Origin of the sequence: Marinobacter zhanjiangensis, assembly GCF_014651935.1 — a bacterium.
Classification (GTDB): domain Bacteria; phylum Pseudomonadota; class Gammaproteobacteria; order Pseudomonadales; family Oleiphilaceae; genus Marinobacter; species Marinobacter zhanjiangensis.
Genome location: NZ_BMXV01000005.1, coordinates 147353 through 162298 on the forward strand (window position 1 = coordinate 147353; position 14946 = coordinate 162298).

Annotated in this window: 11 protein-coding genes; 6 read left to right on the forward strand and 5 right to left on the reverse strand. The window is 62.4% G+C overall.

What is annotated here, in order from left to right:
• Positions 1-266: 266 nt before the first annotated feature.
• Both parC and serB read left to right on the forward strand, forming a co-directional pair.
• Positions 267-2564 carry a DNA topoisomerase IV subunit A gene (gene parC, locus IE079_RS11735; protein ID WP_189576635.1) on the forward strand — a complete coding sequence of 766 codons (2298 nt, stop codon included), beginning with the start codon at positions 267-269 and terminating at the stop codon, positions 2562-2564.
• Positions 2557-3780, forward strand: a complete 1224-nt coding sequence (serB, locus tag IE079_RS11740; protein WP_189576637.1) for a phosphoserine phosphatase SerB — start codon at positions 2557-2559, stop codon at positions 3778-3780. Before parC ends, serB begins: the two co-directional genes overlap by 8 nt.
• A gap of 39 nt (positions 3781-3819) precedes the next feature.
• Here serB and IE079_RS11745 read toward each other — a convergent pair whose 3' ends face one another.
• The 3 genes from IE079_RS11745 to epmB all read right to left on the reverse strand — a co-directional run bounded on the left by IE079_RS11745 (position 3820) and on the right by epmB (position 9281).
• The gene (locus IE079_RS11745; RefSeq protein WP_189576639.1) at positions 3820-5904 is read right to left on the reverse strand and encodes an EAL domain-containing response regulator; all 2085 of its coding nucleotides are present in this window, start codon (positions 5902-5904) and stop codon (positions 3820-3822) included.
• 238 nt (positions 5905-6142) lie between these two features.
• The gene (locus IE079_RS11750) at positions 6143-7972 is read right to left on the reverse strand and encodes a cyclic-di-GMP receptor FimW-related protein (RefSeq protein ID WP_189576641.1); all 1830 of its coding nucleotides are present in this window, start codon (positions 7970-7972) and stop codon (positions 6143-6145) included.
• A 265-nt stretch (positions 7973-8237) separates the two neighbouring features.
• The gene (epmB, locus tag IE079_RS11755; protein ID WP_189576643.1) at positions 8238-9281 is read right to left on the reverse strand and encodes an EF-P beta-lysylation protein EpmB; all 1044 of its coding nucleotides are present in this window, start codon (positions 9279-9281) and stop codon (positions 8238-8240) included.
• Positions 9282-9326: 45 nt separating this feature from the next.
• Here epmB and efp point away from each other — a divergent pair, with 45 nt between their 5' ends.
• Together efp and epmA are read left to right on the forward strand one after the other, a co-directional pair.
• Positions 9327-9899 carry an elongation factor P gene (gene efp, locus IE079_RS11760; RefSeq protein WP_189576645.1) on the forward strand — a complete coding sequence of 191 codons (573 nt, stop codon included), beginning with the start codon at positions 9327-9329 and terminating at the stop codon, positions 9897-9899.
• 10 nt (positions 9900-9909) lie between these two features.
• Positions 9910-10914 carry an EF-P lysine aminoacylase EpmA gene (gene epmA, locus IE079_RS11765; RefSeq protein ID WP_227712467.1) on the forward strand — a complete coding sequence of 335 codons (1005 nt, stop codon included), beginning with the start codon at positions 9910-9912 and terminating at the stop codon, positions 10912-10914.
• On the opposite strand, the gene asd is transcribed toward epmA, so the two are convergent.
• Positions 10877-11770, reverse strand: a complete 894-nt coding sequence (gene asd, locus IE079_RS11770; RefSeq protein WP_189576647.1) for an archaetidylserine decarboxylase — start codon at positions 11768-11770, stop codon at positions 10877-10879. The genes epmA and asd overlap by 38 nt on opposite strands.
• Positions 11771-11964: 194 nt before the next feature.
• Between asd and motA the strand changes: the two genes are divergently transcribed.
• Together motA and motB are read left to right on the forward strand one after the other, a co-directional pair.
• Positions 11965-12816, forward strand: a complete 852-nt coding sequence (gene motA / locus IE079_RS11775) for a flagellar motor stator protein MotA (protein ID WP_189576649.1) — start codon at positions 11965-11967, stop codon at positions 12814-12816.
• Between the two features lie 11 nt (positions 12817-12827).
• Positions 12828-13787 carry a flagellar motor protein MotB gene (gene motB / locus IE079_RS11780; RefSeq protein ID WP_189576651.1) on the forward strand — a complete coding sequence of 320 codons (960 nt, stop codon included), beginning with the start codon at positions 12828-12830 and terminating at the stop codon, positions 13785-13787.
• Between the two features lie 33 nt (positions 13788-13820).
• On the opposite strand, the gene rsgA is transcribed toward motB, so the two are convergent.
• Positions 13821-14873, reverse strand: coding sequence for a small ribosomal subunit biogenesis GTPase RsgA (rsgA, locus tag IE079_RS11785; RefSeq protein ID WP_189576653.1), 1053 nt, complete (start codon positions 14871-14873; stop codon positions 13821-13823).
• Positions 14874-14946: the final 73 nt, after the last annotated feature.

A 14946-nucleotide genomic window follows, 5' to 3' on the forward strand; every position in this document is an offset into this window, starting at 1 on the left:
ATTCAGGAGTGATTCAGAGGCTCCCTGAATCCACGGCCAGAATACGGCCGACGGTTGGCCGGAAACATGCGGGAATTCCGCTATTGGAAAAAACGCTCCGGGGATTTCCGTCGCAGCATTGGTCTATTGCGCCCTCCCTCCATATAATGTCTGCGCCTTAAAGCAGTCTTGAATCTCCCCGCGCGGGGTGTCCGGTCAGCGATCAGGCTGCGACACCGCTGCGGGCAGGGATTCGCGTGAACACATTCCTGGAGCAAGGGGCTTCCATGCCAGAGTTTGAAACGACCGACGAGGGCTTCGAGCGGGTTTCACTGCGGGACTATACCGAAAAGGCGTACCTGGACTATTCCATGTACGTCATCCTTGACCGGGCCCTGCCCAACGTGGGGGACGGACTCAAGCCGGTACAGCGGCGGATCATTTACGCCATGTCCGAGCTGGGGCTGAAATCCACCAGCAAGTACAAGAAGTCTGCCCGTACCGTCGGTGACGTGCTCGGCAAGTTCCATCCCCATGGTGACAGCGCCTGCTATGAAGCCATGGTGCTGATGGCCCAGCCGTTTTCCTACCGCTATCCGCTGGTGGACGGACAGGGCAACTGGGGGTCGCCGGATGACCCCAAATCCTTCGCGGCCATGCGGTATACCGAATCCCGCCTGTCAAAGTTCTCCGAAGTGTTGCTCAGCGAGCTGGGGCAGGGCACCGTCGACTGGGTGCCGAATTTTGACGGCACCATGGACGAGCCCTCCACCCTGCCGGCACGGCTGCCTCACGTGCTGCTCAATGGCACTACCGGCATCGCGGTGGGCATGGCCACGGATATCCCGCCCCACAACGTGCGGGAGGTCACAGCCGCCTGTATCCGCCTGCTGGACAAGCCCGACGCCGATGTGGACGAGCTCTGCGAACACATCAAGGGGCCGGATTTCCCCACCGGCGCCGAGGTGATCACGCCTCGCCGTGACCTGCGCCAGATGTACCATACCGGTCGTGGCAGCCTGCGCATGCGGGCCCGCTGGATTCGCGAGAACGGCGAAGTGGTGATCACCGACCTGCCACACCAGGTATCCGGTAACCGGGTGCTGGAGCAGATTGCCCACCAGATGCAGACCCGCAAGCTGCCCATGGTGGCCGATCTGCGGGACGAGTCGGATCACGAGAACCCGACCCGTCTGGTGATCGCGCCCCGCTCCTCCCGGGTGGATGTGGACGGCCTGATGGCCCACCTGTTCGCCAGTACGGATCTGGAGAAGAGCTACCGGGTCAATCTGAATGTCATCGGCAACGATGGTCGCCCGGCGGTGAAGAACCTGCACACCATGCTCACCGAGTGGCTGGCCTACCGCAGGACCACCGTCACGCGGCGCCTGCAGCACCGGCTCGACAAGGTACTGGCACGGCTGCACCTGCTCGAGGGCCTGCTGATCGCCTATCTGAATATCGACGAGGTGATCAGCATTATCCGCTACGAGGACGAGCCCAAGGCGGAACTGATCAGCCGCTTCGGTCTATCCGCCGAGCAGGCGGAAGCCATCCTCGAGCTGAAACTGCGCCACCTGGCGAAACTGGAGGAAATGAAGATCCGCGGCGAGCAGGACGAACTGTCCGCCGAACGGGACGAGCTGCAGGCCATCCTGGGCTCCGAGGACCGGCTGCGGGCGCTGATCAAGGACGAGCTGCTGGCGGACGCCGAAACCTACGGTGACGACCGTTGCTCACCGATCGTGGAGCGTGACGAGGCCCGGGCCTTCTCCGAGGCGGATCTGGTGTCCAACGACCCGGTCACCGTGGTGCTGTCCGAGAAAGGCTGGGTGCGGGCCGCCAAGGGCCATGATATCGACCCGGAGGGCCTCAGCTACAAGGCCGGCGACAAATTCGCGCTGGCGGCCAAGGGGCGTAACAACCAGAACGCCGTGTTCCTGGACTCGACCGGCCGTGCCTACTCGTTGATGGCCCACAGCCTGCCGTCGGCGCGGGGGCAGGGTGAGCCACTGACCGGTCGTATCAACCCTCCCCCCGGGGCGACGTTTGCCGGCCTGCTGATGGCCAACCCGAACGAGAAATACCTGCTCGCCACCGATGCCGGCTACGGTTTCGTGGCCACCGCGTCGGATCTGATCAGCAAGAACCGCAATGGCAAGTCGGTGGTGACCATTCCCAGGGGCGCCCGGCTGATGGCGCCGGTGCCCGTGCCCCGTCGGAAACAGCCGCTGTACCTGGCCGCTATTTCCAACGAGGGCCGCATGCTGGTGTTCCCGCTGGAGCAGCTGCCGGAGCTGGGCCGGGGCAAGGGCAACAAGATCATCAGCATTCCCTCGGCCCGGGTCCAGAACCGGGAGGAGTTCGTGGTGGCATTGACGGTGTTCGGTGAGGCGGACCATCTGGAAATCCGCGCCGGCAAGCGCAAGCTGGGGCTGCGCTTCGGGGATCTGGAGCACTACCTGGGTGAGCGCGGTCGCCGTGGTCACAAGCTGCCGCGGGGGCTGCAGCGGGTTGACGGCATCGACGTGGTTGCCGCCGCGGGTGCCGAAGAACCAGCCGCCGGAGACGATGACAGTGAGTGAACTGGTGCTGATCAATGTGTCCGGCCGTGACAAGCCGGGCCTGACCTCGGAAATTACCGGCATCATGGGGCGCTACGATGTGCGGATACTCGATATCGGCCAGGCGGTGATCCACGACTACCTGACCTGGGGTATCCTGGCGGAAATCCCCGACGAGTCCCAGGCGTCCCCGGTGATTCGTGAATTGCTGTTCCGCCTGCATTCCCTGGACCTGCAGGTACGCTTTGCCCCCATCACCGAAACCGAATACCAGCAGTGGGCCGAGGGCCGTAACCGGGCCTGTTACATGGTCACCCTGCTGGCCCGGGAGATACGCGCCGAGCAGATTGCCCGGGTGTCGGCCATTACCGCCCGCCATGGTCTGAATATCGACAATATCACGCGGTTGTCGGGCCGGCCGTCGCTGGCGCCCTCGGACAACCGTATTGCCTGTGTCGAGTTTTCCGTGAGAGGTACGCCGGAAGACCTGGAAGCCCTGCGCACGGACTTTCTCAAGATTGCCGGCGACATGAACGTCGACATTGCCTTCCAGGAAGACTCGATTTTCCGCCGTAACCGCCGCCTGGTGGTCTTCGACATGGATTCCACGCTGATCGACGCGGAAGTCATCGACGAGCTGGCCCTGGAGGCCGGTGTTGGCGAGCAGGTAGCCGCTATTACCGAGCGGGCCATGCTCGGTGAGCTGGATTTCAGTGAAAGTTTCGCGGAGCGTCTGGCGCTGCTGAAAGGGCTGGACGAGTCCGTGCTGGAGCGGATTGCGGCGCGGCTGAAATTGACTGAGGGGGCGGAATACCTGATCCGTGCCCTGCGATCACTGGGCTACCGCACCGCAATTGTGTCCGGGGGGTTCAACTACTTCGCCCGCGACCTGCAGGCAAAGCTGGGTATCGACTACGTTTACGCCAACGAGCTGGAAATTGTGGATGGCAAGGTCACAGGCCGGGTAGCCGGTCCCATTGTCGATGGCGCCCGCAAGGCGCAGCTGCTGCTGGAGATCGCGGAGCGGGAGAAGATTTCCCGGGAACAGGTGATTGCGGTGGGGGATGGTGCCAACGACCTGCCCATGCTCAGCCAGGCCGGCCTGGGAGTCGCCTTCCGCGCCAAACCAGTGGTGAAGGAGTCCGCCCGTCACGCCATTTCCACCCTGGGGCTGGACGCCATTCTCTACCTGCTGGGCTACCGGGAATCCGAAACCCGTCTGGCCTCGCCGGAATAAGAAATACCGCGCTCCCGTCCCCGGGGCGCGGCAAGCCGGTTATTGATCCCCGAAGTCGTAGTTCATTTCCGGCACCGGCGCCTGCAGGTAGTAACCCTGTATGTAGTTCACCCCCGCCTGCCACAGAATGGCCAGCACGGAAGCGTTTTCCACCAGCGGAATGATGGTCAGTTTACCGCTGGTCTGCAGGGACTGGACCATTTCCCTTACCCGCTCCCTGGCCTCGTCGTTCTTCTGGATTTCCTCGGTGAAGGAGCCATCAATCTTCACGTAATCCACATCCACATGCTTGAGGGTATTGAAGGGATTCAGTGCACAGCCAAACTGTGAGATGGCGACCTTGCAGTGCAGTTCGTGGAGTTTTTTGGCAAAGTCCCTGGCCTGCTTGAGATAGTTGGTGGCGTCGCCCTCCCGTATCTGGAAGATCAGGGAATCCCCCGGCAGGCGGGCGGCCTTCAGGGCAACACTGAGCCACTGGCTGAAGGTCTTGTCCTGCAGGGTTTCCGCCGTCACGTTCAGGAACAGGCGGGTGTCGTGCCCGCGGCCGCGATGCTGGGACAGCTGCTTGATCGTCTGCAGCACCACCCAGCGGTCAATGCGCATGGCCATGTCCGACGGACCCGCTGGCGGCAGGAAGTCGTAGGGGGAGACTTCCTTGCCGTCATTGTCCAGCATGCGGACCAGGGCTTCGTAGTGTTCCTCGCCTTCGCCGCGAAGATTGATGATGGGCTGGAACAGCAGGCGGAAGCGGTTCTCCTCCAGCGCCTTGGCGATGGCGTCCATGGAATTGGCATCATCCAGTTGCTCGTAGTCCGCCGGGTTGTAGGTAACTACCCCGTTGCCGTTCCTGCTGCCGGGCTGGTTACGGACCCCGCTGTGGGCGGTATGGGCACGGCCCAGCAGGTCGGCTGCCTTGGGTGCGTTTTCGGTGATGGCGGCCACGCCGATGGATACGGTCACCTGGGCGGAGCGGCCCTGAATATCAAACAGGTGATCATCCACGGCTTTACGTATGGTCTCGCACAGCTCTGCCATGGCCTGTTCCTCACAGGGCTGAGCAAGAATGCAGAAGGCTTCGTCACTGATCCGCGCCAGTGTCATGTGCTCTGAGGTGTGCTCCTCAAGCAGCGCGGCGAAATCCCGCAGCAGCAGGTCGGTGCCGGCAATGCCCAGGTCGTTCTTGAAGGCCACGAAGCCGTCGATGCCGATGTACGCCAGGGCGCCGGTTTCGTTCTTTTCACCGGCCGTGGCGATGGCGTTGGTCAGCTTCTCCATCAGGTACTGGCGGTTGTAGAGACCGGTCAGCAGATCCTGGTTGCTGATTTCGCGAATCTTTTCCTGCAGCTCGGCGTCGTTGTGTTCCGGCTGGACCACCACCTGCACACAGGCTTCGCCATCGTAGGTGGCGGCGGAAACGGTCATGGTGATGTTCAGGTCCTGGTCGTCGCTGCGCCTGGCCACGCAATTGAGCTTGATGCCGTCTTCCCGGGTTTCGGAAAAGGTTTTCATGAACTTGCGCAGGTCGCCCTGGCTGTCCGGAGCCAGGGTATCCAGCAGTGGAATGCACATCAGCTCATCCAGGTCGTCATAGCCCAGAAATTCCATGTACGCCTGGTTGGCGTAGATGTGCATGCCGTCGTTGACGTAGGCAATGGCGTCCTTGGAACTCTCCAGCAGCAACTGACAGCGCTGTTCCGACTCTCTCAGGTGGGATTCCAGTACACGCCGGCGGCGGCGTTCGTCCAGGTTGCCCAGTTCCCGGTTGATCACCAGCATCAGCCGCTCGGTCTCGTTGACCGGGGCGGTATCCTGGGCGCCTGCCTTCATGATGGTCAGGGCGCGCTCACTGTCGTCGCTCTCGGTCAGCAGGACGAAGGGGATATCCTTGTCCAGCCGCCGGACCATGGCCAGGGCGTCGTCGGGTATGAAGTCCTGTTGGGTGTCCCTTGCCAGGAACAGATCCCAGTGACCGGCACGGATGGCTTCGTCCAGGTCTTCCTCGGAGGTGACCCGGTGAGCACGGGTGGCCCGACCGGAATTCCTCAGCAGACTGACCACAGACTCCGCATCGTTCTGGGAGGGATCCATGATCAGCAGGTGGACGGTGCTCTTTTGCTTCTGCATGCGCTGACGGTCTCGCTGTCTGTCTGGTGCCCCGATTCGGCACTGTAGTGTTCAACGGGGCCATCCATTGCCTGGGTCGGCAGGGCCCTGCCTGTGGTGACCCTGTGCTGACATTCACGGCGAGCCGGCTCGAGCGGCCCGGTCCGTGAACCGATAACCTTGAATGATGCAGAGGATAGAGGCCAATAACAAGCCTGCACTGGCGGTAGCGGGAGCTGGCGCGCAGTTTTGACGCCTGCTACAGATTTGGCCAAAGCGAGTCGAATTCGTCCTCACTGGTGCCGAAGGGGCTTTTCCCGCCCCTGTCACCCGGGCCCGTTTCCTCCGGCCGGTTGTATAGCCGGAGCTCAAACTGGCTGATGCTGCCGGTGGCGGTGATGCGGTTACCAAGCAGCCCCTGGTCCTGAACGCCCTGGTGCAGCAGGGTAATCCGGCTGCCGGACTGGAATGGCAGCCGGGGGGTGATCAGGCTCCGGGGTTGATGGACGCCGGGAATCTCGGGGAGCAGCAGGCCACGCAGAAATTCACTGCTGTTGCCGGTCTTCTGGATCAGTTGGACGCCACAGGGGGTGGCACCCGGGGCAATGACTTCGATGCCGACACGGGTGCCCTCGCTGCGATTCTGTCGCAACCACCGGACAATGGCCACGCTCCAGGGGTGGTTGCGGTGTTCCCGCACACCCAGCACTTCACCGGCCTGAAGGGTGGCGGGAATACTGGCACTCCAGATAACGCAGTACCCGCCGGGGCTGGTGTTCACGACCCGCGTCAGGTACGAGCGCGGAAGGCTGCGCCCGTTGCTGGCACCGGCCATGCTGCCGGCCGCCTGGTAGTCGATCGGGGTATCCGCCGTGGGCAGGATCCGGTCTTCCGACTGGCCCGCGTCAAAGGCACCGGACCAGGCATCCCGGCGAGGGGATTTCATGAACCGGTTCTCGCTCTCCGGTGACGGCGGTGAGGCATTGCCGATCACAAATTCGTTAAAGGGCTTCTCGCCGGCGACGAAGTAATGCACCGAGGTCAGCCCGGCACAGATTTCAAGCTGGCCATCGGAGTTCAAGCGATTGAAATTGCGTTGGGCAAGCAGTGCCAGCGCCTGGCCAAGGTGAGCCAGCAGGGACTCGCTGACCCGTGCCGTCAGGGGCAACCCGGTGTCCTCCCGGGTTTTCCTGCCATGCTTCTGCTGGGCTGGCTGGGTCTCTTCGGCGCCGTAGAGGTGTTCGCTGATCCTGCGGGCCAGGGACGAGGTGTCGAACCCCCACCAGGCGGCGCTGTCGGGTGACGGGGCCAGCGAGCGGTAGCACGGCGGGGCATCGCTCTCCATATCCACCAGGAATTCGGCGGACCCGGCGAGTTCCGGCCCGCACCGGACCTCCGGTGCCCAGAGCTCGAACAGTTCGGCCGCCTGCTCCATTTCGTTCTGGCGCAACTGGTTGGCCCTGGCGCACCCCAGTAGCAGTGTCTGCCCATAGGCATCAGCCACCGTGGATTCGCTGCGGTGCTGGCGCTGGTCGTCACTGACCGTCAGGTCCTGGAGCCGGTTGTCGCAGGCAAAGCGGAACAACCGGTGACTTTCCTGCCAGCTACCGGCGGGGCTGGCGGTATAGAGCTGCTGCGAGCGCAGAATGGTGGCGCCCAGTTCGGTCAGCGCCCGGTGGCAGGCCTGGGCCAGGGGTTTCCGCTGCCGCTCGATACTGCCGCTGTCGAGCAGCTCCATGATGGTCAGCTTGTATCCTGACGCCAGGTGAAGCTGCAGCGCCTGGGACAGGTTGGCGATCTTGCGTTGTTTTTCAGGCAGGGCGATGGCCGTGCCCAGGTAATGCCGGGACAGCTCGGTACACACAAAGCGTAACCGGGGGCGCAGCAGCTCCAGCAACTGCAGCCGCTGAGCAGGGGAGCAGAACAGCTGGTTGAGTTCGATAATGGCGTGGTAAAGCTGACGGGACAGTTCCCCGAGATTCGTCATGGGCAGGTGATCCACCCAGCGGCGGAACGCCTTGGGACTGGAATCGCAAAAGGACAGGCTCGCAATTCTGGGCTCTGGAACTGTGAGTTCGGGTTTCTGCATTTTCTCTGACCAGTTGTACGCTCGCTCAGACTGCCAGTGCCCCGTCCGGGGTGCCCGTGCCTGCCTGTGCGGGTAGTGATTTCACCGGGCCCGCGCTGTCCCGAGGGGGAATTTTCCGGAATTACAGATTGTTATGGGCCTTTCCGCGACCCACCTTAAAATAGCAAATACACTATAGAAAGCCAGTACACCATAACATTAACAAGGTTTGACAGTTGGTGGGTGTCTGGCGACCGCCGTGCTGCGGCTCGATCAGAGCGCCCTGTCACTCCATGCCTACATCCAGCAGGGTCTTGCCGGGGCGCCCGGGCAGCTCGCGCACCAGCCTGGGGACCAGGTAGCCGGGCAGTCTGGCCTGCAACTCCCGCACCATTGCCCGGGCCCGGTCATCACTGACGTCGAAATGATGGGCGCCCGCCACCGGATCAAAGGCATGCAGGTAATAGGGCAGTATGCCGGCCGCAAACAGAGCTTCGCTCAACGCTTGCAGGGTATCCGGGTGATCATTGACGCCCTGCAGGATCACGCTCTGGTTCAGCAGGGTGACGCCTGCACTCTTCAACCGGTTCATGGCCGTGCGTACGTCGTCGTCAATTTCCGCCGGGTGGTTGATATGGACCACCATGACCACATCGAGGCGTGACTGTTCGATCCAGCCGACCAGCGCATCGTCCACCCGCTGGGGAATCACCACCGGCAACCGGCTGTGAATGCGCAGCCGCGTCAGCGAGGGCACCGAGGACAGGGCCGAGGCCCATTGCGCCAGCAGGCGGTCGTTCACCGCCAGGGGGTCGCCCCCGCTGAGGATAACCTCGTTGATCTCCGGGCTAGCGGTCAAGGTGCTGATAACGTCTTCCCGCTGCGTCGGTGTAAGCCGGTGGTCCTCGTAGGGAAAATGCCGGCGGAAACAGTAGCGGCAGTTGATGGCGCACTGCCCCGTTACCATCAGCAGGGCCCGGCTGCGATATTTGCGGATCAACCCCGGGGTGGCCGTGGCATCGGCTTCCTGCAGCGGGTCACTGACAAAGCCGGGGCGCGGCTCGCCCTCGTCGGCCAGCGGCAGCACCTGGCGCAGTAGCGGGTCGGCGGGGTCGCCGTAGCGGATCCGCGCCAGCCAGGGCTCGGGCACTCTGACCGGAAAAGCCGCATGGCCGGTATGGGCACCGTCTGACAACAGGCGGGAGTCGAGGCCCAGGCGTTGCAGCAGGGTTTCCGGCCGGGTGACCGAGCGGGCCAGCAGGGTTTGCCAGGTGGCGCGCTCATTATCCGGGTTGTGGGCTTCAATACGGACGGCGGTTCGCTGTATCATAGCGGACTTTCACATTCCAACAGCGTCTTTTCAGGTGAGTGTTTCATGGCATCTTATTCTACCAACGAATTCCGCGGCGGTCTTAAAGTTTTGCTGGATGGCGATCCCTGCATCATCCTGGAAAACGAGTTCGTCAAGCCGGGCAAGGGGCAGGCCTTCAACCGGGTCAAGCTCCGTAACCTGATGACCAACCGCCAGTGGGAGCGTACCTTCAAGTCCGGTGAAAGCCTGGAAGCCGCTGACGTGATCGATCAGGACATGGAGTACCTGTATAACGACGGCGAGTTCTGGTACTTCATGAAAACCGACGGCTCGTTCGAGCAGTTCCCGGCCGACGAGAAGGCTGTTGGCGATACCGTCAAATGGCTGAAAGAGCAGGACGTGTACACGGTTACGCTCTACAACGGCGCTCCACTCATCGTGACTCCGCCCAACTTTGTTGAGCTTGAAGTGGTGGAAACCGATCCCGGCATGAAGGGCGATACCGCCCAGGGTGGCTCCAAGCCGGCCACCCTGTCTACCGGTGCGGTGGTGAATGTGCCCCTGTTCATTACCATTGGTGAGGTTCTGAAGGTCGACACCCGCTCCGGGGAGTACGTCGGTCGGGTGAAGAACTGATCAGGGCCAGATGATGGCGTCGGGTCGGGAGACAGCGGCGACAGGTGCTTCCTGGCAGCCGACTGCCAGCCGGCAGATCCTGAAAAGCCGCGCACAACAGCTGGGCTGGGTGCGCGGCTTTTTTGCGCAACGGGGTGTGCTGGAGGTGGAAACGCCGGTGCTGGGCCAGTGTGGCGTTACCGATGTGAATATCGACAGCATTGCTGCCTCGCCCATGGCGGTGGCGGGCCAGCATGGCGGTCGGGGCTGGCTGCAGAGCTCACCGGAATACCACATGAAGCGCCTGCTGGCGGCGGGCAGCGGCAGTATCTATCAGGTCAGTCAGGTATTTCGCGATGGTGAACGGGGGCGGCGCCATAATCCGGAGTTCTCGCTGCTGGAGTGGTATCGCCCCGGGTTCGACGACCAGCAGCTGATGGCCGAGGTGGCAGAACTGGTGTGCGGCTGGCTGGATTTGCCGCAGCCGCACCGGATCGGCTACCGGCAACTGCTGCGGGACCATGCCGGCATTGATCCGTTCGAGGCCAGCATCACGGATTTACGGAAGGCCTGCCGTCCGCTGGTTGGCGATGGTGACTTGTTGGAATCTCTCGACCGGGATGGATGCCTGAACCTTTTGATGAGCTTCCGGGTGGAGCCGGCATTGGGGTTTGATCGTCCGGTGTTTGTTACCCGGTACCCGGCGAGTCAGGCAGCCCTTGCCCGGGTTTCCCGGGAGGATGGACACGCGGTAGCCCATCGGTTCGAACTGTATGTGCGGGGCATCGAATTGTGTAATGGCTACTGGGAACTGACCGACCCGCAGGAGCAAAGGCGCCGTTTCCATGACGACAACGCCCGCAGGCGTGGCCTGGGCAAAACGGAGATGCCGGTGGATGAGCGCTTCCTGGCGGCCCTGGAGTCCGGCCTGCCGGACTGCGCCGGTGTTGCCCTTGGCCTCGACCGGCTACTGATGCTCAAATGCGGCGCGGATGAGATCAGTGAGGTGCTGGCGTTTCCGGCGGAGCGCTCGTAATCTCGCCGATGCTCTCTCCCAGTCTGACCACGGACTGGTTACGCAGTGCCTCCTGCCAGTGGCTGGCCCCTTTCGGGAATACCAGGATAACCGTGGAACCGAGGCGGAACCGCCCCATCTCCTCGCCGCGCTGGTAACGGATGCCTGGTGACTGGTGCCGATAGTCGGAGGTGCTCACTTCGCGGCGACCGTTGGTGGGCGCAACAATGCCGGCCCAGCGGGTTTCCACGCTGCCCACAATCATTGCACCCACCAGAACCATCGCCATGGGGCCCGCCTCGGTGTCAAAGGTGGCGACCACCCGCTCATTGCGGGCAAACAGGCCGGGTACGGCGGCGGCTGTCACCGGGTTGACGGAAAACAGCCGACCGGGCACATAGACCATTTCCCGGAGCTGTCCGGCGAGGGGCATGTGAATACGGTGGTAGTCCTTCGGCGCCAGATAAATCGTGGCAAACTGCCCATCCACGAAGGGGCGCGCCCGCTCGTCATCACCACCGAGCAGTTCCGTCAGGTTGAAGGACTGGCCCTTGGCCTGGAACACGCGGTCCCGTTCTATCCGGCCCAGCTGGCTGACGGTGCCGTCCACCGGGCTGACAATGGTGCGCTCGCCATCGGCCAGCGGGCGCAGGCCCGGCTTGAGTTCGCGGGTGAAAAACTCGTTGAAGGAAGGGTAGCTGGCCGGATCTTCGTCGGCGGCTTCGCTCATGTTCACGCCATAGCGGCCGATAAACCAGCGTATAACGACATTCTTCATCGCCGAGGGCGGCCGGGCATCGGCCAGTTTCCCCGCCAGCCGGGAAATCAGCAGCTGCGGCAGAAGGTATTGTACCAGGACAAAAAGCCGGTCAAGCATGGAGTCGGGTGCCTTTGATTATCGGGCGCGTGAGTTTAGCAAACCCGTGCAGGCTGGTAGAAATGGTTTATGATCTTCGTGGTTACAAAATGTCATTGCTATCATGGCACAGGCCGGCATAACCTGCCCGTCACGTCGGGAGCCAGGTGCCTTTGCTGTGCTCACAACCAGACTAACAGGTGAAGTAGCGTTTCATGGGTCTGATACTCGGTTCGATCATTGTTCTGGCCTGTGTGCTCACAGGTTACGTTCTCCACGGTGGCAACCTGATGGTGCTCTGGCAGCCAACGGAGGTGCTGATCATTGGCGGCGCCGCCGTGGGCTCGTTCATCATCGCCAACCCTTTTCATACCATCAAGGATGTGTTTGCCGGCAGCTTGCGGCTGATCACGGGTACGCCCTTCAACAAGGCGTTCTACATGGACCTGCTGAGCCTGCTGTATGACATCTTCGACAAGTCCCGCAAACAGGGTGTGATGTCCATCGAGGAGGACATCGATAACCCGGAACAGAGCCAGATTTTCAACCGCTATCCGGCGATCACCAAATCGAAGCATCTGACAGCCTTTGTCACCGACTACCTCCGCATCATCAGTGCGGGCAACATGGCGCCCCACGAGCTCGAGGGCCTGATGGACCAGGAGCTCGACACCCGCCAGCACGAGCTGGAAGAGCCGTCCCATGCCCTTAACAAGATCGCCGACGCCTTGCCGGGCCTGGGGATCGTGGCGGCGGTACTGGGCATTGTCATCACCATGAACTTCATGACCGAGGGCCCTGAAAAGATCGGGCTCAGCGTGGCGGCGGCCCTGGTGGGTACCTTCCTGGGTATCTTCCTGGGCTATGGCTTTGTTGGCCCCACGGCCATCGCGCTGGAGCATCACGCCAAGTTCGAGCTGAAGGCCTATGAGTGCGCCAAGGCCTCGATCATTGCGACCGTGTCGGGCCAGGCCCCGCAGATGGCCATCGAGTTCGGCCGCAAGGCGCTGCCCAGCGACAAACGGCCGAGTTTTCAGGAGCTCAATGATCACGTGCGTTCCAAGTAGATGAGACACTAGTGGACGATCAACCGATCATCATCAAACGGGTCAAGAAGGTTGCCGCCGCTCATCATGGTGGTTCCTGGAAGGTGGCCTTTGCCGATTTCGCCACCGCCATGATGGCGTTCTTCCTTGTGCTATGGCTGACCACCAATGCCTCTCCGGAGCAGAAGCGTGCCGTCGAGGGCTACTTCAAGGATCCGGTGGGCTATACCGAGGGCGGTTCCCGCAATCCGGTGGATCTGGGTGGCAGTGCGTCGGTGGTGGACGCCAGTGATGCGGATCAGGCCGGCAATGAAGTGCCCGTGGATGACCAGCGTATCGAGACCATGGCGCAACAACTGGAGCAGCGGCAGATGGAGGAGCTGTTCCAGGATCTCCGCGACCGTATCGAGAGCAGCGACACCCTGAGTGAGTTCAAGGACCAGCTACTCATCGACATTACCGATGAGGGGCTGCGCATCCAGATAGTGGACCGCTCCCAGCGCCCGATGTTCGACAGCGGTAGCGCCCAGCTCAAGTACTACTCCCAGGACATTCTGTTCGAGCTGGCCAAGCCCCTGGGCGCCGTGCCCAATAAATTGTCCATTACCGGTCATACCGATGCCACTCCGTTCGGTGGCCGCCCCGGATACACCAACTGGGAGCTGTCAGCGGACCGGGCCAACACCGCCCGTCGTGCTTTGGTGACTGGTGGTGTGCGGCCGGAACAGATCGGTCGTGTGGTGGGGTTGAGTGACTCGGTGCTGTTTGATCAGGAGGATCCGACCGCTCCGGTCAACCGGCGTATTTCCATTATTGTGCTGAACAAGCAGGCTGCCGGAGAGATCCAGGGCCGGGCCAGTCGCTCCGGCGAACCCCTGATTGATCTGACCCAGCCCACCGAGGCGGAACAGAAGGCGGCCCGGGAGCAGCTGGAGAGCGGGGACTGGGAACAGCAACAGGAGCCGGTGCAGCCGGGTGAGCTGAACTGGTAGATGCCGCCCGCAAACTCCGGGTTCTGGTCCCCTTCAGTTAAGCTTCAGCCCCCGCGCCTGCTGTTCGGCCATGGCCTGCAGTATCCGCCGGAAACTGCGCAGCCGCTCGGGGCTGATGCGCCCATCCGCTGCCGCTTCTTCCAGTGCACATCCCGGCTCGCCCTGATGGCGACAGTCCCGGAACCGGCACAGGCCGATAATCTCGCGAATCTCCCGGAAGCCGTATTCGATCTCCGCCGTTGTCATGTGCCAGAGGCCGAACTCGCGGATGCCGGGGGAGTCGATCAGGTCGCCGCCGCGGTCAAGGTGAAACAGTCGCGCTGTGGTGGTGGTGTGGGTGCCCTTGCCGGTGCTTTCGGACAGTGCGCCCACCTTCAGCTCACGTTCGGGTACCAGGGTCTGGATAATCGAGGATTTGCCCACCCCGGACTGGCCGACGAACACACTGGTGCGGTCCTTTACTAGTGAAGTGATCGTGTCGTCGTGCTCATCCGGGTGGTGGGCTGAAGCTTTCACCACGTCATAACCCAGGTTGCGGTAGCGGTCGAGCAGGGCTTCCAGCTGGTCCCGATTGTGATCATCAATCAGGTCGGCCTTGTTGAGCAGGATCACGGCGGGGATGTCGGTGTTCTCGGCGGCCACCAGGTAGCGGTCGATAAGGTTGTCGTGGGGCTCGGGCTCGGGGGCGATGACCAGCACGATATGGTCGATGTTGGCGGCTACGGGTTTCAGGTGGCCGAAGTTGTCCGGGCGTTGCAGCAGTGTGCGGCGTTCCTGACGGGCCACGATAACGCCGACGTTGTCGTCGCCCAGGCTCCAGGTCACCCGGTCGCCGGTAACCAGGCTGTCGATGTTGGCCCTTACAAAGCAGCGGAACAGTTCGCCGCGGTGGTCGCCCTCCAGCGCCTCGACATCCAGTTGCTGGCCGTAGTGGGCAATGATCAGGCCGGCCTGCTCGGGGCCCAGTGCTCCGGCTTCCCGTTTGGCGTCGATGGCCTGTTCGCGCTTGTCGGCACGGCGGGTCCGCTCTTCCTGGATCTTGCTGATGCGATGTTGCTGCTGCTTGCTGAGTCGGCGCCTGGCCATGGGTGTCCTGATTGTTCCGGGAGTAGGTATGCGTCATCATACCAGACCTTATTAGACACTGTGGCGGAGGACA